This window comes from Oceanisphaera sediminis (assembly GCF_039539745.1).
In the GTDB taxonomy this organism is placed as follows: domain Bacteria; phylum Pseudomonadota; class Gammaproteobacteria; order Enterobacterales; family Aeromonadaceae; genus Oceanimonas; species Oceanimonas sediminis.
The window spans coordinates 169383-191348 of record NZ_BAABDS010000039.1 but is presented as its reverse complement, the minus strand read 5'-3'; the positions used below and the strand labels follow the sequence as shown (position 1 = coordinate 191348).

At 58.7% G+C, this 21966-nt stretch carries 25 protein-coding genes; 15 read left to right on the top strand and 10 right to left on the bottom strand.

The genetic code is table 11. From position 1 onward, the window contains the following. The first annotated feature begins 301 nt into the window (after nucleotides 1–301). From thiM to ABD827_RS14555, 3 genes are all read left to right on the top strand, one after another. Nucleotides 302–1108, top strand: coding sequence for a hydroxyethylthiazole kinase (gene thiM, locus ABD827_RS14565; RefSeq protein WP_344965412.1), 807 nt, complete (start codon nucleotides 302–304; stop codon nucleotides 1106–1108). Nucleotides 1109–1383: 275 nt separating this feature from the next. Beyond that, on the top strand, nucleotides 1384–1998 hold the full coding sequence (gene thiE, locus ABD827_RS14560; protein ID WP_344965411.1) for a thiamine phosphate synthase: 615 nt from the start codon (nucleotides 1384–1386) through the stop codon (nucleotides 1996–1998). Between the two features lie 132 nt (nucleotides 1999–2130). Next, nucleotides 2131–3546: an NAD(P)-binding domain-containing protein gene (locus tag ABD827_RS14555; RefSeq protein ID WP_344965410.1), complete on the top strand. Its 1416-nt coding sequence runs from the start codon at nucleotides 2131–2133 to the stop codon at nucleotides 3544–3546. A gap of 127 nt (nucleotides 3547–3673) precedes the next feature. Here the strand turns inward: ABD827_RS14555 and ABD827_RS14550 are convergent, their stop codons facing one another. Genes ABD827_RS14550 through ABD827_RS14540 form a run of 3 tightly spaced genes read right to left on the bottom strand, consistent with a single transcriptional unit; the run spans nucleotide 3674 to nucleotide 6060 of the window. Continuing rightward, complete coding sequence (locus tag ABD827_RS14550; RefSeq protein ID WP_344965409.1) at nucleotides 3674–4600, bottom strand: 5-oxoprolinase subunit C family protein; 927 nt, start codon at nucleotides 4598–4600, stop codon at nucleotides 3674–3676. Then, nucleotides 4601–5317 carry a 5-oxoprolinase subunit PxpB gene (gene pxpB, locus ABD827_RS14545; RefSeq protein WP_344965408.1) on the bottom strand — a complete coding sequence of 239 codons (717 nt, stop codon included), beginning with the start codon at nucleotides 5315–5317 and terminating at the stop codon, nucleotides 4601–4603. It abuts the gene before it with no gap. Then, complete coding sequence (locus ABD827_RS14540) at nucleotides 5314–6060, bottom strand: 5-oxoprolinase subunit PxpA (protein WP_344965407.1); 747 nt, start codon at nucleotides 6058–6060, stop codon at nucleotides 5314–5316. Before ABD827_RS14540 ends, pxpB begins: the two co-directional genes overlap by 4 nt. Before the next feature lie 371 nt (nucleotides 6061–6431). Here ABD827_RS14540 and ABD827_RS14535 point away from each other — a divergent pair, with 371 nt between their 5' ends. Next, nucleotides 6432–7964 carry a TerC family protein gene (locus tag ABD827_RS14535; RefSeq protein WP_344965406.1) on the top strand — a complete coding sequence of 511 codons (1533 nt, stop codon included), beginning with the start codon at nucleotides 6432–6434 and terminating at the stop codon, nucleotides 7962–7964. A 60-nt stretch (nucleotides 7965–8024) separates the two neighbouring features. On the opposite strand, the gene ABD827_RS14530 is transcribed toward ABD827_RS14535, so the two are convergent. Together ABD827_RS14530 and zntB are read right to left on the bottom strand one after the other, a co-directional pair. Next, nucleotides 8025–8564, bottom strand: a complete 540-nt coding sequence (locus ABD827_RS14530) for a glutathione peroxidase (RefSeq protein WP_344965405.1) — start codon at nucleotides 8562–8564, stop codon at nucleotides 8025–8027. A gap of 93 nt (nucleotides 8565–8657) precedes the next feature. Continuing rightward, nucleotides 8658–9623, bottom strand: a complete 966-nt coding sequence (zntB, locus tag ABD827_RS14525) for a zinc transporter ZntB (protein WP_344965404.1) — start codon at nucleotides 9621–9623, stop codon at nucleotides 8658–8660. A 256-nt stretch (nucleotides 9624–9879) separates the two neighbouring features. Here zntB and ABD827_RS14520 point away from each other — a divergent pair, with 256 nt between their 5' ends. The 6 genes from ABD827_RS14520 (at nucleotide 9880) to ABD827_RS14495 (ending at nucleotide 14689) form a co-directional block, all read left to right on the top strand. Continuing rightward, nucleotides 9880–10188 (top strand): hypothetical protein, encoded by a 309-nt coding sequence (locus tag ABD827_RS14520; RefSeq protein WP_298717179.1) that lies wholly within the window; start codon nucleotides 9880–9882, stop codon nucleotides 10186–10188. 152 nt (nucleotides 10189–10340) lie between these two features. Further along, the gene (locus ABD827_RS14515; RefSeq protein ID WP_344965403.1) at nucleotides 10341–12140 is read left to right on the top strand and encodes an ABCB family ABC transporter ATP-binding protein/permease; all 1800 of its coding nucleotides are present in this window, start codon (nucleotides 10341–10343) and stop codon (nucleotides 12138–12140) included. Beyond that, a complete protein-coding gene (locus ABD827_RS14510; RefSeq protein WP_298717174.1) occupies nucleotides 12137–12421 on the top strand; it encodes a DUF1294 domain-containing protein in 285 nt (94 codons plus the stop codon). The genes ABD827_RS14515 and ABD827_RS14510 overlap by 4 nt, the downstream gene beginning before the upstream one ends. Before the next feature lie 43 nt (nucleotides 12422–12464). After that, complete coding sequence (locus ABD827_RS14505; RefSeq protein ID WP_344965402.1) at nucleotides 12465–13106, top strand: DUF3047 domain-containing protein; 642 nt, start codon at nucleotides 12465–12467, stop codon at nucleotides 13104–13106. 45 nt (nucleotides 13107–13151) lie between these two features. Then, on the top strand, nucleotides 13152–13583 hold the full coding sequence (locus ABD827_RS14500) for a DUF3465 domain-containing protein (RefSeq protein WP_344965401.1): 432 nt from the start codon (nucleotides 13152–13154) through the stop codon (nucleotides 13581–13583). A gap of 536 nt (nucleotides 13584–14119) precedes the next feature. Further along, complete coding sequence (locus ABD827_RS14495; protein WP_344965400.1) at nucleotides 14120–14689, top strand: DUF1415 domain-containing protein; 570 nt, start codon at nucleotides 14120–14122, stop codon at nucleotides 14687–14689. Between the two features lie 86 nt (nucleotides 14690–14775). Here ABD827_RS14495 and ABD827_RS14490 read toward each other — a convergent pair whose 3' ends face one another. Further along, nucleotides 14776–15192, bottom strand: a complete 417-nt coding sequence (locus ABD827_RS14490; protein ID WP_344965399.1) for a universal stress protein — start codon at nucleotides 15190–15192, stop codon at nucleotides 14776–14778. A gap of 282 nt (nucleotides 15193–15474) precedes the next feature. Here ABD827_RS14490 and ABD827_RS14485 point away from each other — a divergent pair, with 282 nt between their 5' ends. Beyond that, nucleotides 15475–15984, top strand: a complete 510-nt coding sequence (locus tag ABD827_RS14485; RefSeq protein ID WP_344965398.1) for a lipocalin family protein — start codon at nucleotides 15475–15477, stop codon at nucleotides 15982–15984. 115 nt (nucleotides 15985–16099) lie between these two features. Further along, nucleotides 16100–16558 (top strand): c-type cytochrome, encoded by a 459-nt coding sequence (locus ABD827_RS14480; RefSeq protein ID WP_298717158.1) that lies wholly within the window; start codon nucleotides 16100–16102, stop codon nucleotides 16556–16558. Nucleotides 16559–16621: 63 nt separating this feature from the next. Here the strand turns inward: ABD827_RS14480 and ABD827_RS14475 are convergent, their stop codons facing one another. The 3 genes from ABD827_RS14475 to ABD827_RS14465 all read right to left on the bottom strand — a co-directional run bounded on the left by ABD827_RS14475 (nucleotide 16622) and on the right by ABD827_RS14465 (nucleotide 18571). Continuing rightward, entirely contained in the window at nucleotides 16622–17302 is a 681-nt protein-coding gene (locus ABD827_RS14475; RefSeq protein ID WP_344965397.1) for a cytochrome b/b6 domain-containing protein, read from the bottom strand. Between the two features lie 181 nt (nucleotides 17303–17483). After that, nucleotides 17484–18146 (bottom strand): hypothetical protein, encoded by a 663-nt coding sequence (locus ABD827_RS14470; protein WP_298717154.1) that lies wholly within the window; start codon nucleotides 18144–18146, stop codon nucleotides 17484–17486. 131 nt (nucleotides 18147–18277) lie between these two features. Then, on the bottom strand, nucleotides 18278–18571 hold the full coding sequence (locus ABD827_RS14465) for a DUF3634 family protein (RefSeq protein ID WP_298717152.1): 294 nt from the start codon (nucleotides 18569–18571) through the stop codon (nucleotides 18278–18280). Between the two features lie 73 nt (nucleotides 18572–18644). On the opposite strand from ABD827_RS14465, the gene ABD827_RS14460 reads away from it, so the two are divergent. Continuing rightward, nucleotides 18645–19763 (top strand): endonuclease/exonuclease/phosphatase family protein, encoded by a 1119-nt coding sequence (locus ABD827_RS14460; protein ID WP_344965395.1) that lies wholly within the window; start codon nucleotides 18645–18647, stop codon nucleotides 19761–19763. A gap of 166 nt (nucleotides 19764–19929) precedes the next feature. Here ABD827_RS14460 and ABD827_RS14455 read toward each other — a convergent pair whose 3' ends face one another. Beyond that, on the bottom strand, nucleotides 19930–20088 hold the full coding sequence (locus ABD827_RS14455; RefSeq protein WP_344965394.1) for a hypothetical protein: 159 nt from the start codon (nucleotides 20086–20088) through the stop codon (nucleotides 19930–19932). Nucleotides 20089–20245: 157 nt separating this feature from the next. On the opposite strand from ABD827_RS14455, the gene ABD827_RS14450 reads away from it, so the two are divergent. Together ABD827_RS14450 and hutG are read left to right on the top strand one after the other, a co-directional pair. Beyond that, nucleotides 20246–20968, top strand: coding sequence for an IclR family transcriptional regulator (locus tag ABD827_RS14450; protein WP_344965393.1), 723 nt, complete (start codon nucleotides 20246–20248; stop codon nucleotides 20966–20968). Between the two features lie 21 nt (nucleotides 20969–20989). Continuing rightward, complete coding sequence (gene hutG / locus ABD827_RS14445) at nucleotides 20990–21940, top strand: formimidoylglutamase (RefSeq protein WP_344965392.1); 951 nt, start codon at nucleotides 20990–20992, stop codon at nucleotides 21938–21940. The last annotated feature ends 26 nt before the right edge of the window (nucleotides 21941–21966 follow it).

Genomic DNA, 21966 nt, shown 5'->3' with positions numbered 1-21966 from the left:
TTAGAACAAAAGGCCCCTTGGTGCGTAACACCGTTCAGTTAACGGGAGCAATTGGCTTTCAAACCGACCTTCTGCGCCATGGATGGCGCAGCAGAGCCCCGGGGATGGGGTTACGGCGTGTCGGTGGGAAGTCAATGGATCCCGTTTTACGCTTAACTGACAGGTGTTCCCTCTTTCCTGCATCGGCGTTGCCTGCTGCAAGCCCGAATTATGCGGACAAAGACGATTGCTCTGAACATGCATGTTTCGGGTACTATCGAATAAACTCGGGCATCCGGTATCAACATCTGCAAGGAACGGCATGAACACACAAACCATCGTCACCGCCCTGAGCGCGGTACGAGCGCAAAAGCCGCTGGTGTTGAATATCACCAACTATGTGGTGATGAACAACACCGCCAACGGTTTACTGGCGGTGGGGGCCTCGCCGATCATGGCCCATTCTCGCGATGAGCTGGCGGAGATGATGGCCTTTTCCGGTGCCCTGGTGGTCAACATCGGTACCCTGGACAGCGTCTGGATTGAGCGGATGCGCTTTGCGGTCGAGCAGGCGAACCAGCATGGCAAGCCGGTGGTACTGGATCCGGTGGGCTGCGGGGCCAGCAGCCTGCGTACCGAAACATCCCGGCGCATCGCCGAAGCGGCGGAGTGCCTGATTATTCGCGGTAACGCTTCCGAGATCATCGCCCTGGCCGGTGCCGAAGCGGGTTCCAAAGCCAACGGCAAGGGTGTGGATTCGCTGGATGCCAGCGAGGCGGCGGTGGACGCGGCCCGTTATTTGGTGCAGCACTATCGCTGCAGTGTGGTTATTTCCGGTGAAACAGACGTTATCATTACGGAGAATAGCGAATTCAGGTTGCATAACGGACACGCCATGATGCCCTTTGTCACCGGCATGGGTTGTACTCTGTCGGCACTGACTGGTGCCTTTGCCGCCGTGGGTGAAACCACCGGTCTGGCGGCGGCGGCGGTGCTGGGGGTGGCCGGTGAAATCGCGGCGGAGCAGTCGGCAGGGCCGGGCAGCCTGCAGCTGAACCTGCTGGATGCCCTGTATTGTCTGGATGCAGAAACCCTGATGCAACGTTTGAAGCTAACCTCATCAGGTTAAGCAGGTGGGTTATTAACTCCCACTGTCTCATCGGCCAAAGGGCCAGCTCCGCCGACACGCTGTGGATACGTCCGTGTACGCTCTCTGTTTCATCCCTGAAACAGAAGGTCGGCTGAGCAGATCCCTTTGTCCTCCTTCAGCTCCGGCGTCGCCTGTTTGTATCGCCAGCAGGCCCGGCTGGCGTTATGAAGAGGTAACCTTGCTGCCGATTAACCACAACTCCCAAATATTGAATAGTCAGCATCACTATCCCTTAACAACAAGCCGGAGCAATCATGAATCCCTATCGTTTATATCTGGTCACCGATGATCGGCAGCCTATTGATGTGCTTGAAACCGTGGTGGCCGAGGCGGTTGCAGGCGGCGTGACCATGGTGCAGGTGCGCGAAAAGCACGGCGATGTGCGGGCCTTTATCGAACGGGCGCAAACCATCAGGACGGTGCTGCAAGGCACCGGGGTACCGCTGATCATCAACGACCGGGTCGATGTGGCGCTGGCGGTAGATGCGGATGGAGTGCACCTGGGTCAGTCGGACATGCCGGCGACGCTGGCCCGTCGGCTTATCGGCCCGCACAAGCTGCTGGGCCTGTCGGTCGAAACCGAGCGGCAGTTGTTCGAGGCCGAATCGTTACCGGTGGATTATCTGGGCTTGAGTGCCATCTTTTCTACCCCTACCAAAACCAACCTGATCAAAGAGTGGGGCCTCGACGGGCTGGCCGGCGCCGTGGCACAGAGTTCGCTGCCATTGGTGGCCATTGGCGGTATTAACGCCGCCAATTTGCGGGAGATAGCGGTAACCGGCGTACATGGGGTGGCGCTGGTATCCGCTATCTGCCAGGCGCCATGTCCACGCACGGCGGCGCAGGAGCTGGTGCGGCTGATGGGCTGAGCGGGTGCGCAGAATGAAGTATTCATGCAGGTCTTTAACATAAGCATTTAGTACTCGATTATTTCGTGTGTAGCGCTATTTCGGGGGCTTTTTTTCGTATTTGCCTGTAAACAAACGGCTAATTCCTTTAGGATGGCAAGGTTTTTGCAATCGAAGGAGACAGTTTTGAGCAAGCAAAAAATAGCAATTTTAGGCGCTGGTCCTAGCGGTTTGGCGCAGTTAAGGGCTTTTGAGGCGGCTCGCCGGGCAGGGGTTCAAGACCTGCCGGAAATCGTCTGTTATGAAAAACAAAGTGATATCGGCGGCATGTGGAATTACACCTGGCGCACGGGTTTAGATAAAAATGGCGAGCCAGTTCATGGCAGCATGTATCGGTATTTATGGTCCAATGGCCCGAAGGAATGTCTGGAGTTTGCCGACTACTCCTTCGACGAACACTTTGGTCGGGCCATTCCCTCCTATCCGCCGCGTGCCGTGCTTAAAGACTACATCATGGGTCGTCTCGACAAGCAGGCCATTTTTAAATACATCCGATTCGAATGCCCGGTACGTTGGGTGACCTACGACGAAGGCACCGAAAAGTTCACCGTGACCGTGATGAATCACAAGACCGGAGAGCAGGAAACCAACGAATTTGATCACGTAGTGGTCGCCACCGGCCATTTCTCTACCCCCAACATGCCGTACTTCGAGGGCGTAGAGCAGTTCCCGGGCCGGGTATTGCACGCCCACGACTTCCGCGATGCGCTGGAATTCAAGGATCAGAACGTGCTGCTGATCGGCGCCAGCTATTCGGCGGAAGACATTGGCTCTCAGTGCTACAAGTACGGTGCCAAGTCGGTCACCATCAGCTATCGCAGCAACCCCATCGGGTTCGACTGGCCACAAGGCATGGAAGAGCGTCCGCTGCTGGCGCATTTTGAGGGTAATACCGGCTATTTTGCCGACGGTTCAAGCAAACAGTTTGATGCCATCATCATGTGCACCGGTTATCTGTTCCACTTCCCGTTCCTGCCCGATGAACTGCGGTTGCAGACCCATAACTGCCTGTATCCGGACAACCTGTATAAAGGCGTCTTCTTCCAGAACAATCCCAAGCTGATTTACCTGGGCATGCAGGATCAGTACTTCACCTTCAACATGTTCGACGCCCAGGCCTGGTATGCGCGGGACGTGATGTTGGGCAAGATAGCGCTGCCTGCAGCCGATGAGCGCCGTCAGGACATGCAGCAGTGGCTGAGCCGTCATGAAGCACTGGCCGGCTGCCATGCGGCCATTGATTTTCAGGCCAGCTATATTCGTGACCTGAACAATGAGACCGACTACCCCGAGTTTGCGGTAGAAAAGCAGGCGGATCTGCTCAAGGAATGGCTGCAGCACAAGCAGGAGAACATCATGGGCTTTCGGGAAAACGCCTATCGTTCTACCGTGACCGGCACCATGGCCTCCAAACTGCCGGCTCGCTGGCTGGACATCAAGGATGACTCGCTGGAAAGCTTCATGTCTCTCGACTTTGTCGAGAACAAGAGCTTCGACAAGGTCGACTGATATTCTTGTTTAGCGCGTCATTCTGACGAAAGTCGGCATCTTTGTGTAGAAAGGTACCGGGTCCGTTATACCGGTATGACAAGTGCACAAAAAGCCCGCCTCAGTAAGGCGGGCTTTTTTTGTTGTTTCAAAACTGCGCCCGAAACGCTCTGTATTCCTGCTGGGCTTCGCTGGCGGTGCTGGTGGTCAGCCACAGTTGCTGCCCCGGTCGGCATTGGGCCAGGCGGGCACAGGCCAGTGGGGTCAGGGTGCCGAGACGCGGATAGCCGCCAATCGTTTGACGGTCGTTCAGCAGCACTATGGGCTGGCCATCGGGCGGCACCTGTACCGCCCCCAGTGCTATGCCTTCCGAAATCATCGAGTCCATGCTGCAGTGCAACAGGGATCCTTGCAGTCGGATCCCCATACGATCCGATCGAGGATCCACCCGCCAGGGCTGGCTGAAGGCGTGGATCAGGCTGTGATCCTCGAAAAAGCGGAATTGGGCACCGGGGATCAATGCCAGCCGGGGCTCCGCGCCGTAGTCGGGGGGAGTATCGGCTGGCAACTGGCGTTCGGGGAGCGGCTGGTCAGTCGGTAGAAAAGCCAGGCGATCGCCCGCCGCCAGTGCGCTGCCATCGCCCTTATGACCGCCCAGACCGTCGCGTACCACACAACTGGCACTGCCCAGCACCTTTTCTGCGATAAAGCCACCCACCACCGCCAGATAGGCCCGTACCCCGAGGCGCGCCATGCTCAGGGTCAGGGTGTCGCCGGCATTCAGCTCAAAGGCTCGCCAGTTGGACAGCGGCTGCTCGTTGCGGCGGGCCTGCATGTCGGCGCCGCACAGGGCCAGGGTGCAAGGCTGCTCGGCGCTCAGCGTGAGCCCGCCCAGGGTGATCTCCAGCGCCGGACTGCCCCAGGGGTTGCCCAGCAGCCCGTTGGCCCAGGCCCAGGCGTGCAGATCGGCCGGGCCGCCCTGAGTCACCCCCAGCCGACGCACCCCGAAACGACCGCCATCCTGCAGGGTGCTGAGCGGGCCGGGCTGTTGAATGGTCAGATATCCGTGGCGCATTCAAGACTCCTTCATGGGCGTGCTGTCGCCGCCCAGTCGTTCGAATTCGGCCCTGCTCACCGGCACGAAGCGTACTCGATCGCCCACCTGCAGCAGGCTGAAGCCCGTACGGTGCAGATCGAACAATTTGGCCGGGGTGCGGCCGAGCAGGTTCCAGCCGCCGGGGGAGGTTTTGGGGTAGGCGGCAGTCTGCCTGCCGGCAATGGCCACGCTGCCGGCGGGTACCCGTGGCCGCGGGCTGTCGAGGCGGGGCAATTCCAGTTGCGCCGGCAGCGTGCCCATAAAGGCGAAGCCGGGGGCAAACCCCAGGGCAAACACCCGGTAGCAGTGACCGCTGTGCAGCTCGATGAGCCGGTCGGTGCTCAGCCCGGTGTGTCGTTCCAGCCGGGCCATGTCCGGCCCCACGCTGGAGTGATACCACACCGGCAGCTCCTTTACCGGCGCCGCCTCGTCCTCGGCATCGGGGGTGAGCTCGGTCAGCAGTTGTTGCAGCAATCGGCGCGCCTCAACGTTGTCCAGCTGCAAGGGGTCGAACTGCACCAGTACCGTGGTGTAAGAGGGCACCACATCGACCAGCTGCTCGCCAAAGGCCCGTTCGCAATCGCGCACCAGGGCGGTAATCCAGCCCATGTTGCGTTCGTCTATCTCGTCGAACAGTCGCACCAGCCAGGCATCCATGCCGGCATTTTCCAGCCGGGGTTGGGGGCAGATGCTCATGACAGCGTGGCCAGCATTTGGCGAATGGCCTTTACGGCGGCAATGGACTCGGGATTGTCGCCATGTACGCACAGGGTATCGGCCTGCAACCGCAGTTCGCTGCCGTCATTGGCGATAAGCGGCTGGCCGGTGGCGATGCGCCGGGCCTGCTCGACGATCACCGCCGGGTCGTGATGCACGGCGCCGGGCAAGGAGCGGGACACCAGAAAACCGGCGGCGTCGTAGGCGCGATCGGCAAAGGCCTCGAACCACAGGCCAATGCCGTGCCGGGTGGCCAGCGCCCGGGCCGGGGCGGGATTGGCCGTGGCCATCAGCATCAACGGCAGGCCGACATCGAAGGCGGCCACCGCCTTCATTACCGCCGCCAGCTTGTGTTCATCTCGCATCATGTCGTTGTAGAGGGCGCCGTGGGGTTTGATGTAACTCACCCGGGTACCCTCGGCCCGGCACAGGGCGTCGAGCGCGCCCAGTTGATACAGCACCATGTTTTCTATTTCGTCGGGTGTGCAGGCCAGGGTGCGGCGACCAAACCCCACCAGATCCGGATAGGCCGGATGCGCGCCGATGTTTACCTGATGTTGTTGTGCCAGTTGCACGGTGTGGCGCATGGTATCCGGGTCGGCCGCATGAAAACCGCAGGCCACGTTGGCCAGGTCCACAAAGGGCATGACGGCGTCGTCCTGCCCCATGGTCCAGGCGCCAAAGCTTTCTCCCATGTCGGCGTTCAGCAGTAGTCTGGGCATGATGTCGGCTCCTCCATAATCAGTGGTCTTTATCTTACCTTTACCAGACCTGCCCCGCTCGAGGATCGGCCGGTCGGTTAATGTGGTCGTCGGCTTTGCAAAGAAATAACCTTGCCAGCCCGCTTTTTGCCATTATGATATGCGTTCATTTTAACCAAGAGGTCCGGTCAATCGCCGGTGTACCATATGGATTGCTCGCGAAGTTGCTTGCAACAGAGTTCTGAATTGTCACTTCCCCCCTGTTTTTTGCTGTCCCCGGCACTCGCCACCCCATCCGGATTTGTCTGCTGCCCCGGCTATACTGATTTTGCCGGCCTGGCCTGCGTTATTCGCTGATCTGCATTCATCTACATTCTCTCAAGAGGTAAATCATGGAATTCCTGATGGATCCGTCTATGTGGGCGGGCTTGCTGACACTGATTATTCTGGAAATCGTGCTGGGTATCGACAACCTGGTGTTTATTGCCATTCTGGTCAAGAAGCTGCCGCCGCATCAGCGCGACAAGGCCCGGCTTATCGGCCTGTCGCTGGCGCTGTTGATGCGTCTGGCACTGCTGAGTGTGGTGTCCTGGCTGGTCACCCTGACCACGCCGCTGATCACCCTGGGTGAGCTGAGTTTCTCGGGCCGGGATCTGATCCTGATGGGCGGGGGTCTTTTCCTGCTGTTCAAGGCCACCACCGAGCTGCACGAGCGGCTCGAAGGCAAGATGCACGAAGAAGAAACCAGCACCGTGTACGCCGGCTTTGGCGTGGTGATCGCCCAGATCCTGGTGCTGGATGCGGTGTTCTCGCTCGACTCCATTATTACCGCCGTGGGCATGGTCGACAGCCTGCCGGTGATGATGACCGCGGTGGTACTGGCGATGCTGGTGATGGTGGCTGCTTCCAAGTCGCTGACCGACTTCGTCAACGCGCACCCCACCGTAGTGGTGCTGTGCCTGAGCTTCCTGCTGATGATCGGTTTCAGTCTGGTGGCGGAAGGTTTCGGTTTCCATATTCCCAAGGGCTATTTGTACGCCGCCATCGGTTTCTCGATTCTGATTGAATTCCTCAACCAGCTGGCTCAGCGCAATTCCGCCAGGGAAGAGGCTCGCCAGCCGCTGCGTGAACGTACCACCGCCGCCATTTTTCGCCTGATGGGTGGCAAAGAGCATGATCAGGAGCAGCCGGCACAGACCCCGGAACAGGCTCAGGAGCAGGGTTTTGCCGAAGAAGAGCGCAACATGATCAGCGGCGTGCTGTCACTGGCCGAGCGTTCCATTCGTACCGTGATGACGCCCCGGGCTGACATTGTCTGGCTGGACGTGTCCGATAGCCGGGAAGAGGTGATCGCCGAGCTGATGGCCTCTTCGCACAGCCAGTTTCCGGTGTGTGATGGCGAGCTGGACGACCTGCTGGGTGTGGTACGCGCCAAGGATCTGATGGTGGGCCTGAAGGAAGGTAAGACCCTGGCCGAGCTGGCCGAGGGCAATGATCCCATCATAGTGCCGGACAGCATCAGCGTGATCCGCCTGCTCAACATACTGCGCGATGCCCGCGGCAACATGGTGCTGGTAAACGACGAGTTCGGTACCGTGCAGGGGCTGGTGACGCCGCACGATTTGCTGGAGGCCATTGTCGGCGAGTTTCTGGACGAAGACGAATCTCCCGAGGTGGTCATCGAAGGGAGTGGCTGGCTGGTGAAGGGCAGTACCGATCTGCATTATCTGGAGCAGGTGTTGTCGCGCCGGGGGCTGGTGGATCCGGCTGACGAATACGCCACCCTGGCCGGCATGTTGTTGGCCTGGAGCGGCCAGCTGCCCGAGGCAGGCGCTGTGTTCGAGCGTGAAGATCTGCGCTTCGAGGTCACGGAGGTAGAAGACTTCCGTATCGCTCAGGTACGCATTACCCCGCTTGCCGCTTAACCATAACGCGGTAATATGTAGAAACGGCGCCCACAGGGCGCCGTTTTTGTTGGTGGCGGCTTACAACACCGCCGCGATGGCGTCCTGCAGTTTCTGGTCATTTGGCTTGGTCATGCTGGAAAACACCGCCGTCACCCTGCCGTTGCGATCGATCACGTATTTGTAGAAATTCCAGCGTGGCGGCTTGCCGCTCTGACGGGCAATTTCCCGAAAGATGGGATGAGCATCGTCGCCCCTGATCTTGATGGGTTTGACCATATCGAAGGTCACACCGTAGTTCACGTAACACACCTCGGCCGCCTCGGCTTCGTTTTTGGCCTCCTGCCGAAAATCGTTGGAGGGGAAGCCTATCACTTTCAGGCCCTGTTCCCGGTAGCGTTGATGTAACGCCTCCAGTCCCTCGAACTGACCGGTAAAGCCGCAAAAACTGGCGGTATTAATCACCAGTATCGGCTGGCCGGCAAACTGGCGCATGTCGACTACCTCGCCGGAATGCAGCCGAGGCAACTGGTGTTCGAACAGGGCGGCGGTATCGGGCTCTGCCGCCAGCAGTGGCTGGCACAGCAGCAGCGCACACAGGCTGCCAAGCAATGGTTTCATGAGGGTCACTCCCTGATGGACGATAAACCGAATGTGTAAAGCAGACCCTCATGGCGACTGAATAATTACAGCGAAGCGAGATTCGCCCCCGTGTTACCACCAGCGGCGTAGTTTGAGCCAGAGGCCGAGTCCCACCGCCAGCCCGGTGAGAATAAGGCAGAAGGTCCAGAAGGCGGCGGGACTGTCGGCGCCGGGCATGCCGCCCAGGTTGATGCCGAACAGGCCGGTGAGAAAGCTGGCGGGCAAAAACAGCAGCGCCATAATCGACATCTGATAGGCACGGCGGTTGGTGGCTTCGGCCATGATGTTGTTGACTTCATCTGCCAGCACGGCGGTACGGGCCACGCCTGCGTCCAGATCGTCCAGCCAGCGCCGCAGTCGGTCGGCAATGTCCTGCAGGCGGCGGCGATCGTCGTCGTTCAGCCAGCCGATTTTCTCGCTGGCCAGCCGGGCCACCAGATCCCGCTGAGGCGAAAGGTAACGGCGAATCATGATCAGCTGCTTGCGAATGCGGCCCAACCGGCCGGTGGCGGGCATTTCGTTTTCCAGCACCGCTTCTTCCAGTTCCAGAATCTGATCGTGCAGCGTTTCCACAAATTCGCCGGCCCGGTCGGTGAGGGCATCGCAGATGTCCACCAGCCAGTCGCCGGGGTTGAGCGGGCCGTCTCCGGTGGCGAGTTGCTCATAGACGTCTTTTTCCGACAGCAGCGGGCGGCGCCGACTGCTGATAATCAGTGACGGCGTAATATAGAGGCGCAACGCCACCATTTCTTCCGGTCGGTCATTTTGATTGTGGTTGATACCCCGCAGGATCAGCAGCAGGTTGTCGCCCTGGCGCACCAGCTTGGGCCGGCTGCTCTGACCGAGCAGGGCCTCGCGGCCGGCTTCGTTCAACAGCCCGGTCTGTTGCAGCCATAGCTCCGCCTGTGGCTTGCCGTAGTCCAGGTGCACCCAGGCCGGGGTTGACGTCGGAAGTGGTGTACCCGCCGACAGTGGCTGCATGCCGCCGCTGCCATTCAGCTGCAGGCTGTAGATGCTGTTCTCTGGCACCCGTTCCATGGTGGGCCTCCCTGTAATGGTGATGGCCCAGCTTACACTAAAGTGGTTTCAGCTGAAGCGGATGGATGCGGTATTAATATTCAGATGGCGGCGTGTTTTCTCTACTCCATTAGGTTTTCGTTTGGAGCGCGCCCTGTTGTGGCTGTTAAAAATAGATCTTAATCACACCATTAAATGTTTAGAGATGTAAGTGATGGTATGCGCATGTAGAGTCGCGTTCCCAATAGTTATAAATAAAAATAAATAGGTCTATAAAATGAAAAAAGCATTATTTGCCGGCAGTGTACTACTGGTGTTGAGCGGTTGTCAGTTGACCGGTGATATGGGTAATAACAACCTTGCTTCTAACGATTTTTCTGCCATGTCCTGCGATGAAATCAAAGCGACTTTCGATAACCATAACGCACGGATGGAAAGCCTGAACACCGGTAATACCCTGCTGTCTTCTATGGGCGTGAACACCGGCGCCGGATCCGCGCAAGCCGCTGTGGACAAGGCCTATCTGCAGGCAAAGGAAGTAGCCCAGCCTATCGCGATTGCCAAAGGTTGTACCTATACCCTGTAATGGCATAAGCGTACCTATGCATACTTAAAGCCACGGCCTCATGCGTGGCTTTTTTTGGTTTGCATACTCCTTTTCCGTAGTAATGGGGCCGTTATCTGCCAGCGTACGGGGTATCATAAAGTTATCTCTGTTCCCCTGTATCAGGCTGACTCATGCGACGCGGCTCTTATCATCCCGAGGTGGAAAACGCCTCCTTCAACTGGCAGACGCTGCGCACCCTGCTGCCGTATCTGCTCGAATATCGCGGCCGTATCGTGCTGGCACTGGGGTGTCTGGTGGCGGCCAAGGTGGCCAGCGTGGGCCTGCCCTTCATTCTCAAGCATATCGTCGATGCCATGGACACCGGCGAGAACAGGGTACTGGCGTTGCCGTTGGGGCTGCTACTGGCCTATGGCGTCGTGCGGTTTGCCAACGTGCTGTTCGGCGAAATTCGCGATGCGCTGTTTGGCCGGGTGACCGAGAGGGCCATGCGCCGCATCGGGTTGTCGGTATTCAACCATCTGCATCGGCTGGAGCTGGGCTTTCATCTCAACCGCAGTACCGGCGGTCTGTCGCGAGACATAGAGCGGGGCGTGTCGGGAGTCAGTTTTCTGCTGCGTTTCATGGTGTTCAACATAGTGCCGACCCTGTTCGAAATCGCCCTGGTGGTGGGGGTGCTACTGGCCAACTATTCGGTGTGGTTTGCGCTCACCACTCTGGTGGCAGTGGTGCTGTATGTGGCCTGGTCGGTGGTGGCCACCGACTGGCGCACCGGCTATGTGCGGGCCGCCAATCAGGCCGACTCCCAGAGCAATTCCCGGGCGGTAGACAGCCTGCTCAATTTCGAAACGGTAAAATACTTCACCAACGAGCAATACGAGGCCGACCGGTACGACACCGATCTGGCCGACTGGGAACAGGCCCGGCGCAAGAATCGGTTGACGCTGTTTGCATTGAACGGCGGCCAGGCGCTGATCATTGCCCTGGCGATGACGGTGATGATGGTACTGGCCGGGCGCAACGTGGTGGCCGGGACCATGACCCTGGGTGACTTCGTGCTGATTAACGCCTTCATGATGCAGCTGTTCTTACCGCTGAATTTTCTCGGTTTCGTGTACCGGGAAATGAAAGGCTCCATGGCCAATGTCGAGCGCATGTTCACGCTGTTGCGCCGGGTACCAGCCATCAATGACGCCCCCGCTGCATCCGAACTGGTGATCAGCCGGGGCGAGATTGAATTTCGCGAGGTGAGCTTCGGTTATGGGCCGGACCGGCCCATTCTGGAGCGGGTCAGCTTCCATGTGCGGCCCCGGCAAAAAGTGGCGGTGGTGGGCGCCAGTGGCGGTGGCAAGTCGACCCTGGTCAAGCTGCTGTTCCGTTTTTACGACGTGACCGGCGGGACTATTCTGATCGATGGTCAGGATATTCGCCAGGTTAGCCAGCATTCGTTGCGCCGGGCCATCGGCATAGTGCCGCAGGATACGGTGCTGTTTAACGCCTCCATCTACGACAACATTCGTTACGGTCGCATCGATGCCGGCGAAGAAGAGGTGCAGCAGGCCATTCGGATGGCACATCTGGAGGACTTTATTGCCCGGCTGCCGGATGGCCATCATACCCTGGTGGGCGAGCGCGGGCTCAAGCTCAGCGGCGGCGAAAAGCAGCGGGTGGCCATCGCCCGTACCATTCTCAAGCGGCCGCCGATACTGGTGTTTGACGAGGCTACCTCGTCCCTCGACAGCCGTTCGGAGCAAAGCATACTGCAGGCCATTCGCGAGGTGTCTCGCGGTCAGACCAGCCTGGTGATTGCGCACCGGCTGTCGACCATAGTGGATGCGGACCATATTCTGGTGATGGATCAGGGCCGTATCGTCGAGCAGGGCAGCCACCAGCAACTGCTGGCCACCCAGGGCCCTTATGCCCGGCTGTGGCAGCTGCAGCAACAACAACGGGAACAAGAGCAAAAAACATGATTCGAATCTATGCCGGGCTGGCGCTCTGGTATCTGGTGCTCAGCCTGATCACCTTTGGTGTGTACTGGTGGGACAAACGGGCCGCGATTCACGGCCAGTGGCGGGTGCGCGAACGCACCCTGCATCTGCTTGCGTTGTTGGGGGGCTGGCCTGGCGGCTGGCTGGCCCGGCATCTGCTGCGGCATAAATCGCGCAAGCCGTCGTTCCGGCTGATGTTCTGGCTGACGGTGCTGGCCAATCTGGTGTTGCCGGCCGCCCTGTGGTGGGGACGATGGGGCTAGCCTGCTGCATCTATACTGGCTGAAGATACCACCACCGGGAACCATGATGTCATCTCGTCTGCTCGCGATTGTGTTACTGGGTGTCTGGTTGGCCGCCGGGCCGGCCAGGGCGCTCACCTTTACCCCCGCCGATATGCTCGGCTGGGAACCCAAAAGCTTTGCCGGCGAGACCGAGTACCGACTGGTGTTCGACCCGCAATTACAGCAACCGGTGGTGCGGGCACAGAGTCGGGGGGCGGCGTCCGGCCTTTTCTACGAACAACGCATCGATCTGGATGCCACGCCCTGGCTTAGCTGGCGCTGGCGGGTGGAGCGTTTTCCGGCGGTGATCGACGAACGTGCCAAGCGCGGAGACGACTTTGCGGTGCGGGTCTATGTGGTGGTGCGCGACGGCTGGACCCGGCTGAGCAGCAAGGCCATCAGTTACGTCTGGGCGCAGCAGTCTGGCGTGGGGCAGCGCTGGGCCAATCCCTTCGCCGGCGACAAGGCGATGATGCTGGCGCTGCGCACTCCACAGGACGGCAACGGCTGGGTAAGTGAAAAACGCAATATCAAGGCGGATCTGCGGCGGCTGTTCGGCAAGGATTTTCGCTATCTCGAGGCGGTAGCCATCATGACCGACGCCGATAACGGCAAGGGCACCGCCATCGGTTATTATGCAGACTTGGTCTTTACCCGCGAATAACATTACTCCTGTGACGAGGTTGAAAGTGACGAGGTTGCAACACCGATGAAAAAACTCCTTCTTGCCCTGCTGTTCGGCCTCGGCCTGGCCAGCGGCCTGACCCAGAATCCGCAGCTTTTTTCTTTCTTGTCGACGGCGCAGGCCGCCACCGATCCGCTGGCGCTGGCCTACGAGAACCGGCAGAGCGATGTGCAGGTGGAGGGCTGCGGCCGGGTGTCTCGCCTGCTGGCGGATGACAACAAGGGCTCCCGCCATCAGCGTTTTCTGCTGGCATTGCCGAGCGGCCAGACGCTGCTGATCGCCCATAACATCGATCTGGCACCACGCATCGACGGCCTGCAAGTGGGCGATACGGTGGCGTTTTACGGCGAGTATGAATGGAATGACAAGGGCGGCGTGGTGCACTGGACCCATCACGACCCCCGAGGCCGCCACCCGGGCGGCTGGCTGAAACATAATGGCCGGATTTATCAGTAATACCAATCCCACTAAACAAATGATCTATTCCATTTTTGTATAAAAGTCGAACAAAGGGCCCGCTCCCCCGACTCGCCGTGAATCCCTCCCTGGAGGCTCAGCCGCGCCATCCGTGGCGCGAATGGTCGGCTGAGCAGATCCCTTTGTCCTCCTTGATGCGCCGGAGTTGCCTGTTGACGTCGTCTACGGGCAACTCGGTGGCCAAGAAGAGGCAACAGAGATCGACTACCACGGCCGTGAAATGCCATGGCCGAAAAATGCTCCTGCCGTTCCGACATTCTCGCCTTCCCTGGCGGTCAGATGGCATTTCCCGAGCCCCCAGGGGGCAGCGTGCTGCCTGCATCAAGTTTGGTGATGGACCAAACATCCAGTGAATGTTTGCAGCCATTGCCAAACGCAGATGGCCTTAGCCCATGGCGTGTCGAGGGAGGCGGCTGTGTTGCCTCTGAGCTCGGGTTTAAAAATGATCAGATGTTTATTCAAATTGGTATTACCATGGTGCGGCCGGGTGAGCCGAAATAGAAGAGAAATGAGTCATGTCAGAACAAGAGCAAATGCAGTCAGAACAGGCGCAGTACATAGAGCACACCGCAAACTGGGTGAAACAGGTGATCATGAAGTACAACCTGTGCCCCTTTGCCCGGCGGGAAGTGGAGCGTGCCAGTATTCGTTATGTGGCGGTGGAAGAGCACAAGCCCAAGGCGGTGCTGCAGGCGCTGCTGGCCGAATGCGTGTTGCTGGACGAGCAGCCGGAGGTCGAAACCACCCTGGTGATCCTGCCGCGTGGTTTCGAGGGTTTTTACGCCTATCTGGATCTGGTCGACATGGCCAATGACGCGCTGTTCGAGCAGGGTTTCGAGGGCAAATACCAGCTGGCCAGCTTTCATCCCGACTACTGCTTTGACGGCGAACCTCAGGATGACGCGGCCAACTACACCAACCGCTCGCCTTATCCCACCCTGCACCTGATCCGCGAAGCCAGCATGGAACAGGCGCTGGCCGGCTATGATGATCCCGAGTCCATTCCCGAGCGCAATATCCGGTTTGCCCGCCGCAAGGGCAGCGACTTCTTCGTCAAGCTACTGGCGCAGTGCACCAAGCCGTAATATACCAGTCAGGAAGAAAATCATGGGTCATCAGGTGATCAGATGCTGTTGGGGTGGCGAAATTCTATATAGTGATGGGGTGCCCTCTAGCGTACCACCAGTACGGAGGCATCGGAATGGGAAGCAAAATAGCCGGCATTGGAGGCGAAAAGGTGCTCGAGAAGGCCGGGTACATGGGAGGCCATCACCACCAAATCGGCGCCATTATCTTTAGCCGCCTGCAGCAGGGTCTTGTTCAGATCCACTGCCGGGTCAGGGCTGATACAGGCGCTACTGCTGACGTTTTTCAGGCCGTACTTCTCTGCCTGATCCTTGGCAAACTTCTGCAGTTTGGCGTTGAATTCGGCGGGGTTATGCGCCACGGCACTAGGGGCGCTGGCTGACACCCCGATATAACAGACCGGTATGTTATAAAGTTTGGCCAGGTCAGCGCCGGTTTGCAGGGCTTTTTCGAGCCGCTCAACATGAGCCAGATCGACAGGGATCATGAGTTGTTTGTACATCCTGATAGTTCCTTATCGGTGGAAGATAATGTTTTCTTACGGGAATATTGTTGCTTCTGACAGTATTGCAGATGATTGCCGAGTTTGTGGTCAGCTGCCGAATGATACGAATCTAAATAAAAATATGATCTATTTCAAAGCTGCACACGAGAGGAAACAGAGTCACCTCCCACGACACGCCACTGGGCTTCAGCGTCTTTCTGCTAGGCTGTTGCGAGGTTTGTGAATTGCAGAAACACGTCTTCGAGCCGATCTGCGGTGACGACGTCAAGGAGAAAAAGGATGCGAATACTGAGCTGGTTTCTGGTTGGGCTGCTGTCCGGCTGCATGGGCATGCCGGACGGGGTCACGCCGGTGAGCAATTTCAATTCCGAACGTTATCTGGGCACCTGGTATGAGGTGGCCCGGCTGGATCATTCCTTCGAGCGGGGGCTGGAGCGAGTGAGTGCCGAATACCAGCCACGTGAAGATGGCGGTATTCGCGTGATCAACCGGGGGGTCGATGCACAAAGCGGAGAGTCGAAGGCGGCGGAAGGCAAAGCCTATTTTGTGAATGATGCGCAGGAGGCTTATCTGAAGGTGTCTTTCTTCGGCCCCTTCTATGGCTCTTACGTGGTGTTTGAGCTGGATGACGACTACCGGCATGCCTTTGTGTCCGGCTATAACCACGATTATCTGTGGCTGCTGGCGCGCGACCCGATAGTCAGCCCGGAATTGAAGGCCCGTTTTGTGGCTCAGGCTCAAGAGCGGGGCTTTGCTACCGATGGCTTCATCTGGGTTAATCAGGAGTAGCGTCGCAACTTCACTTTTTGCGGGTGGCGTTGCCTGATTCGATGGTTTACCGTAAACCGCTAATTGCTGTGAAGCTGTTTATGAGTACTGAAAAATAACGAAAAAGGAGCAAAAAATGCTGAAAAAAGTCGTGCTGCTGGCCATGGGGGGCGTGTTCGCCACCAGTGTTGCCGCCCAGTCTGAGTTGTTCAAGGCGGATGATCTGGTCAAGTATCGTCAGTCCATCTATCAGGTGATGGGCGCGCAGGCCAAGGTGATGGGCGCCATGGTGAAAGGCGAAATCGACTTCGATGGCGAGGCACTGCATCAGCGGGCGCTGAACATGGGTAATGTCGGCAAGCTGCTGGGTGAAACCTATGTACCGGCCACCGAGGGCGTTGCCGACAGCAACATGCTGCCCGCCGCCTGGGAAGACATGGACGGTTTCAGTGCCAAGGGCAAGGCCTTTGGCAGTGCGCTGCAAGAGCTGATTGCGGTGTCTGGCGAGCCGGGCTTCGATGAAGCCCAGGCCCGTGCTGCCGTGGGCAAGGTGATGAAAGGCTGTAAAGCCTGCCACGACGACTATCGCGATTAAGCGGTATGTTCGAACCAAAAAAAGGAGCCGTAAGGCTCCTTTTTTTGTATTCGATAGCGGAAATCAGACGGCGTTGAACAGCGCCCAGATGGTGCCGGCCGCCAGCGCGGCAGACAGCATGCAGCGCAGCCAGGGAAAGGCCTTCGGGTGGCGCTCCAGCCGATCGGCCACGCGATTGATCGGGGCCTCTTTATGACCGGTGAGCATGGGCTTGACCAGGTTTTCTCCGCGCAGTCGATACAGGGCGATGGCCAGTACGTGCAGCCCGATAATCAGCAGCAAGCCGTCATAAAACCAGGACTTGTGCCAGTCGGTCATCCAGCTGACGGTGGCGCCCGATACGTAGCGATACAGGGGCCCTTCATAAAAGATGTCGTCGGTGGCGAACAGGCCGGTACCGGCCTGAAACAGCAGGGTAGCCAGCATCACCAGTACCATGATGCCGCCGAGCGGATTATGACTGAGGTACACCGGCTTGTGCGGCGTGAGGCTGGCGCGCAGGTAGGCGATGATCCGGCCCGGATGGTAGATAAAATGGCTGAAACGGGCATAAGGGGTGCCGATAAAGCCCCAGATAATGCGATACAGCAGCAACCCCAGCAGCAGCTGGGCGAATAGCATGTGCTGATCCATATCCTCGCCGGCCGAGCGCCACAGCAAAAACAGCAGTAGCGGCAGACTCCAGTGAAAAAGGCGGATGGACCAGTCCCAGACGTGAACCGGATGATGGGACGACGCATTCATTAAGGTGATCTCCTGTGATCCTGGTACGTAATTCAACGAGTTCGCGGTGCAAGGCGGTGCGTGAATCGACGAGGGTCGATGGTGACGCTGCCTTTCGCAATGAGCGATAGATTATCAGGGTCACAAAATAAAACATCCCGGTAAAGACCGGGATGTGAGTGAAAGCGGTAAAGACGCGGTGTTACTGGGCCGGGGCTTCGCGTAACTTGGTCAGCGCCTGTTCCAGTCCCTGGCGGAACTGGCCGCGGGTCAGGGCGTCGATTTCCTGCCATCTTTCCCGAGGGGCGAAGTCGACTTTGGTCTCGGTGACCACGTCTTTACCCTGCAGGGCAATCCAGCGCGGATCGTAGCTGCGGCTCTGTTCGCTGTCCCATTCCAGCACCTGGCTGACGATGCCTTGCAGTCGTTGCGGGTTGCTCATGGAATAAGGGGCAATACGAACACCAAAGCGTTGATTCAGCTGATTAACGGCGGTGTGGGCGGTGTCGTCGCCGGATTTGTTGGCGTCGCTGCGCGCCCGCAGCTGGGCGGCGTAATACCAGAAGGTGGCCTGATCCTGATAGTCGTTGTCGAACATGATGGCCGACATCAGATACAGCACCGGTGGCGCGTATTCGTTGGGCGTTTTCAGTATCTCGTTGATGGTATCGGCATTACCGCTGGTAATGGCGTCCATCGCCTGCTGGGAGCGGCTGACATCAATCTGGGCAAATTCTCCCTTGGGAGTAATTTCCTGGGGAGACTGGCTGCTGGTGGCGGGGGTCGGCTTCTCGGCCTGTTCGACCTCAGGCTGGCTCGAACAGGCGGCCAGCAGACCACAGAGTAACAGGGGATATAATTTCATCGTTAAACCTCATCAAGAGTAATATCACCAGCAAAGCGGGAAATCGGGTTCAGGTCAAGAGTGCCGGGGCAAATTTGAGGCCGATTTCGGGCTGTGATTGATCATTATGGCAGCTCGATATGATTGGCTGTTCAAGACTGCTGCTGCCAGAACAGGTGAATGTCCTGGCGGTAGGAAGCGGGAATGCTGCGCGAGCAACTGAGCACCACGCCGTCACCTTTCCTGAAGCCGCGAATGGTACCCTTGAGGGTGCGGGCATCCTGCATCAGCTGTTGGCAATGGCGGATCAGCGTCTGGGGTGGTTGTCCCCGTTTCACATTGAGGTGGACACCCTCTATGGTGATCAAAAAGCTTTCCTGGCGGCGGCGCAGCGCATACAGCAGGCCGAACAGCGCCAGCGAAATCAGACTTATGGTGCCGAACATCGTTTTCATCCTTGAAAAACAGCGATTAATACAAGAATGATGACAGTTTGAACAATAAAGGCAAGCCAGCTACATGATGTCGTTTTCAAAAGTGAGAGTTGCCACCTTTAATGTGGCGCTGGATCGCGCCCGGCCGGGACAATTGGCGGCCGATCTGGTGGCGGGCCACCGCCAGCCGCGGAATATCGCCCGTATTGTGCAGCACATCCGGCCCGATGTGTTGCTGCTGAACGAGTTTGATCACGACGGCGAAAGCCGTGACGACCATCACCTGCGGCGGTTTTGTGCCGACTACCTGGCCGTCGGCGAGCGGGGCATCGAGTACCCCTATCGCTATCTGGTGCCCACCAATACCGGTTTGCTGGCCCCGGTGGCGTTACATGGCGCGGGCATCCCGACGCTGCCCGGTGACGGCCTGGGCTTTGGCGCCTTTCACGGTCAGTACGGCTTTGCGGTGTTGTCGCGTTTTCCGTTGTTATTCGATCGAATGCGCAGTTTTCAAAGCTTTTTATGGCGAGACATGCCCGGTGCTCGCCTGCCGATGACCGAGTCCGGCAGCTATTACGGCGCCGAGGCGCTGGCGGTGTTGCCGCTGTCGTCCAAGAATCATCTCGACCTGCCGGTACGCCTGCCCAATGGCCGGGTGCTGCATCTGCTGGCCTGCCATCCGGCGCCGCCCATCGACGAAGGCCCGGAGCGACGAAACAGCTGCCGCAATCACGACGAGCTGCGCCTGTGGCATGACTATGTGAGGCCCGGACGTGGTGACTATCTGGTGGATGACGCGGGTAACCGGGGCGGGCTGGATCCCGAGTCGGACTTCGTGATCCTTGGGGATCTGAATGCGGATCCGCAGGATGGCGATGGTTTTCGTGCGGGCATTCAGGCGTTGCTGGCCGACACGGCGCTTAATCGCAGAGTGGCCCTTGGCCGGTTGCGACCCGCCTCACGCGGCGGCTTTGCGCTGCGAGGCATGTCATCGCGGCGGGGATCGCCGCGTTTCTGGACCCACAGTCAGGGGTTGCGGCTCGATTATGTGTTGCCGGGGCGCAGCCTGCAGGCTCTGGCCAGTGGCGTTTACTGGCAAGCCCCTGGCGAAACGGACGGCGAACTGTTCTGGAACCGGCGGGGTTGGCCGGAGCGCAAGGCCAGCTCGGATCACCGGCTGGTATGGGTGGATATCGCCCTGTAGCGATGTGAGAGTGCTCACGCTTTCATTCGGCAATAATGCAATAACGCGAGCGATATCAAACATTGGTTAATCAATGCTGGGTTTTTAAGGTTTTCGGGGATTTAATATTACTCGAGACCCTAGATTGCTTTCGAAGTACAGTTATCCAGGTTGGTGACCCGGATAATCAACTGGTATTCTTCATGACGGGCAGGCCGATTGGCTTGCCCTTTTTCTTGCCTGCTTTTCCCTCTTTATCGCCTCCGTACTCCACTGCTTCACTCACGAACCAGACACGAATGGTACCTTTTATGTTCGACATCATGCCGAGGATGATCTTGCTCATTCGGCTACGGATTGGCGAGCATGAATGTTAAATCATGGTAAATCATGCGGTTTTTTATTAGAAACTTAGCACTATATTTACATGATATTCTCGCATATTGAGAATCCAAGTTTACATCGTCGTTTTTTCAGGCAATGTGCGCCGTGAGGACAGCATCATGACCATTAAAATCAGCTCTCAGGACAAGGCGTTTACGCTGTTGTCATCCCTGGTGACGGCCTCGGAGGCCATGACCGCCCGCGAACTCGCCGACCTGACCGGTCTGCCATTGTCCAGCACCTATCGTTATCTGGCGGTGCTGTGTCGTTGGTCACTGGTGCAGGAACGCCAAAGCGGCAGATATGCTCCCGGCCCCATGGCCGTTCAGCTGGCCGCCGGTTTCGAGTACCAGAACAGCGTGCTGACCTGGGCCCGGCCCTTGCTGGCCGAATTGGCGGAACGATCCGGAGAAAGTGCCGCCCTGATGATGATTTCCGGCAACCGGGCGCTGTGTGTCGAGATGATCGACAGCTCTCAGGCCCTGCGCTGTTGTTATCAGAAAGGGTATTCCCAACCGTTGCGCCATGGGGCCAGCGCCAGAGCCTTGCTGGCGTTTATGGACGAGGCGCTGCGCGAACAGATACTGGCGGAGCTGCCTGCGGCAGAGCGCACCCTGATGATGCAGGCACTGGCACAGGTGCGGGAGCAGGGGTACGCGGTGTCACAGGGCGAAATAGACAAGGGAGTCTGGGGCGTCAGCGCTCCGGTCATGGGCAGCCGGGAACATTTGCTCGGCGCCATCAGCCTGATGGCACCCGCCGAGCGGGTTGGCGGCAGTCAGAGTCAGTGGATTCGCTGGACTTGCGATGCCGCCGCGCGGCTGGGTGCCATGAGCTATTAGTCAATTTTGTGAGGAGTCGTAATGGAACACACCGGATATAGCACCGCCGACATGTCTTTGTGGCAGGGGCGGGTCGATCATGAAGAAGGTGATTTGGCCCGGCGTTGGCACCAGCAGGTGCAGGCGATAGCGGGTGATCAGGCTGCCGGTCTGGTACTGCTGGGGTTTTGTTCCGATGCCGGCGTGGTCCGTAATCAGGGCCAGGCGGGCGCGGCCGCGGGCCCCGGCGCCCTGCGTTCGGCCACCGCCAACCTGGCCTGGCATCTGGATATGCCCCTCTACGACGGTGGCGATGTGCATTGTCACGACGATGAGCTGGAAATCGCTCAGGCGCTGTATGCCGACAAGGTGGCCGCCTTCATGGATGCGGGGCATAGGGTGATTGGCCTGGGCGGCGGGCACGAGATTGCCTATGCCAGTTTCAGCGGTCTGGTCGAGCACCTGTGCCGCCGGCAGGACGCTCCTCGCATCGGCATCATCAACTTCGATGCGCACTTGGATCTGCGGCGCTCGGCACGGGCCAGCTCCGGTACCCCGTTCAACCAGTGTGCCGCGCTGTGTGAAGCGCGGGGTCTGCCGTTTCATTACACCTGTATTGGCGTCAGCCGCTACCACAATACCGACGCCCTGTTTGAGCGCGCCAGCCAGCTGAATACCCGTATCGTGCGGGATGAAGAGCTGAACAACTGGGATATAGCGCCGCTGAATGCGGCGCTGGATCAGGCGATCGATGAGGTTGACCTGCTCTACGTCACCGTTTGTCTCGATGTGCTGCCGGCCAGTCTGGCGCCGGGTGTCAGTGCGCCGGCCGCACGCGGCATGGATCTGGGCTTGCTGGAATATGCGCTGGAGCGCATCAAGGCCAGCAACAAGATAAAGATGGCCGATATCGCCGAGCTGAACCCGGCTCGGGATCGGCACTCGAATACGGCCCGTGTGGCCGCCCGTCTGTTGGCCCGGCTTGCCGGCTGACACCCTTTGTCGGCCTTGACCGCGTC